Source organism: Bradyrhizobium sp. P2_E8 (genome assembly GCF_056403875.1).
In genome coordinates this window covers 1-2,271 of the sequence record NZ_JBFUES010001114.1, presented here as the reverse complement: position 1 = coordinate 2,271, position 2,271 = coordinate 1, and the positions used below count along the sequence as shown (strand labels likewise).

Genomic DNA, 2,271 nt, shown 5'->3' with positions numbered 1-2,271 from the left:
CTCCCTGCTGGGGAGAGGGTGAACCGGGCGGCCGAACCTGATCTCATCGCACCCTGGACCTAAAGCGGAATGGCTTTAAGTCGAATCGACTGGCCGCGGGCTCGTTCGAACCTCTCCCGCTTGCGGGAGAGGGAGCGCACCTCCTTCGCCACCGCTCAGTTGGCGGCGCGGCGCAGGAAGGCCGGGATATCGAGAACGGCCTCGTCGGGCGCATTGCGCGCAGGGGCGCGGCCGTAAGGATCGAGCGGCTGAAGCGCCGCCTGCCGCGCATAGTCCAGACCCGGCCTTGCCGGTGGCCCCACGGGGTGGTGCGGCTGCGGGCGGAGCGGCGGGCTTTCCACTTGCGGCAGGGTAGCACTGCGCTCGATGCGATCGGCGATGCGACGGCCGTCGTTGCGCAGCCTGCCGGCGAGCTGCGTGAGGGCGGTTTCCACCGGTAGCGCCTGCTGCGCCGGATCGAGATTATCGATTCCGGTCGCAACCACCGAGACGCGGACGATGCCTTCGAGGCTTTCGTCAAACGACGCACCGACGATGATGTTGGCGTCCGGATCGGCCTCGTCGCGAATGCGGGTCGCGGCTTCGTCGACCTCGTACAGCATGAGATCCCTGCCGCCGGTGATGGAGATGATGAGGCCACTGGCACGCTTGATCGAGGGATTCTCGATCAGCGGATTGGAGATCGCGGCCACGGCGGCGGCGAGCACGCGCTTCTCGCCGGAAGCCTCGCCCCGTCCCATCATCGCCTTGCCCTTCTCCTTCATGACGGAGAGGACGTCGGCAAAATCGAGATTGATCAGACCTTCCTTGACGATGAGGTCGCTGATGCAGGCCACGCCCGAATAGAGCACTTGGTCGGCAAGGGCGAAGGCATCGGCGAACGTGGTCTTCTCGCTGGCCACCCGGAACAGGTTCTGGTTCGGGATGATCAAGAGGGTGTCGACCGTCTTCAGCAGCTCCTCGACGCCGGCTTCGGCAAAGCGCATGCGGCGCTGGCCCTCGAAGTAGAACGGCTTGGTTACCACGCCGATGGTGAGGATGCCGAGCTCGCGCGCGGTCCTGGCGATGATCGGTGCAGCCCCGGTGCCGGTGCCGCCGCCCATGCCGGCCGTCACGAACACCATGTGCGCGCCGGTTAGGTGCTCGCGGATCGTATCGATGACCTCCTCGGCTGCGGCGCGTCCCAATTCCGGCTGCGAGCCGGCGCCGAGGCCTGCGGTGACCGTTGTGCCCAGCTGGATGAGGCGCGTCGCCTTCGACATGGCCAGCGCCTGCGCGTCGGTATTGGCGACGACGAAGTCGACCCCTTCCAGCCCGGCCGTGATCATGTTGTTGACGGCATTGCCGCCGGCGCCGCCGACCCCGAACACGACAATGCGCGCCTTCATCTCACGAATATCGGTCATGCCAGTCATTCTTTCCTCGTGGTTGCTCCGGCAGGCCGGGGTGGAGAAAGGTTCAAGTGCTACCCGCGAGCCGCGCGGTCTGCGCCCACGATGGCCGCGGCCAGATGTCCCAATCGAAGCGCGGCTCGTCCCGCGATCGCGCCGCTGGCCCGGCGACCGGTCCGCAGAGCCGCCACTTCGTCTTCCAGTCGTGCCGCCCACGCATTGGCTGCCGTCGTCTCGGCAGCCGCCTGCAGCAGCTCGACAGCCAGGCGATCGGCGCGCTCACGCTCGCGCTCGAAATCCGCCCTGTAGCCGGTTGCTGCTGCTTCGAGCCGCGCGACCTCCATCTTGAATGCCTCCGCCTTGAACGCCTCGATCCTTGCCATGGAGGCGGCGATGGGGTCTGCCTGGCGGCAACGCCGTGGGCGGGGCACGTACCGGAGCTCGGAGAAATCAACGCTCACCAGCGCTTTGCCATCATCCGAACGCGAGCGCGGCAACCGGCGACGTCTCGCAAGCGAACGAGCGGCCTCGCGCGAGATATTGAGGCGGGCACCCAGATCAGCATACGTCAACAACGCAACGCACATCGGCGCTTCTCCTGGAGCGAACCGGGAAGGCATTTCGGGCTAATGATGGCTGGACGATTACAGCAGGCTAGGCTGCGTTGGTTAATGGACGGTTAACACGCGGGCGGGGCCAGCCGCCCGGCGTGCGCGCCAGGCCCGACCAGGCCCAAGCCCAGTTCACCCGCCTGCGCGACCGCATCGAGGCGCGAGCCGGACACAAATATCAGGCGACGGAGTTCGAGGGCACGCCGCCGGGATCGTGCTGCGGAGCATCGATTTTCGGGGTAGGGGGCGGGCGGCGCGCAGAGCAGGCG

2 protein-coding genes and 1 pseudogene are annotated in these 2,271 nt (G+C 67.0%); 1 reads left to right on the top strand and 2 read right to left on the bottom strand.

Translation table 11 applies throughout. From position 1 onward, the window contains the following. Positions 1–155: 155 nt before the first annotated feature. The gene (gene ftsZ, locus AC1D00_RS37395; protein WP_135174883.1) at positions 156–1,415 is read right to left on the bottom strand and encodes a cell division protein FtsZ; all 1,260 of its coding nucleotides are present in this window, start codon (positions 1,413–1,415) and stop codon (positions 156–158) included. A 50-nt stretch (positions 1,416–1,465) separates the two neighbouring features. Further along, entirely contained in the window at positions 1,466–1,978 is a 513-nt protein-coding gene (locus AC1D00_RS37390) for a hypothetical protein (protein WP_477014123.1), read from the bottom strand. Between the two features lie 119 nt (positions 1,979–2,097). Here AC1D00_RS37390 and AC1D00_RS37385 point away from each other — a divergent pair. Next, positions 2,098–2,271 (top strand): annotated as a pseudogene (locus AC1D00_RS37385) (DUF1488 family protein); the annotation flags it as partial.

Coding starts and splice junctions, on each gene's coding strand:
- AC1D00_RS37390 (WP_477014123.1), bottom strand. CDS start 1,978: ATGTGCGTTGCGTTGTTGACGTATGCTGATCTGGGTGCCCGCCTCAAT.
- ftsZ (WP_135174883.1), bottom strand. CDS start 1,415: ATGACTGGCATGACCGATATTCGTGAGATGAAGGCGCGCATTGTCGTG.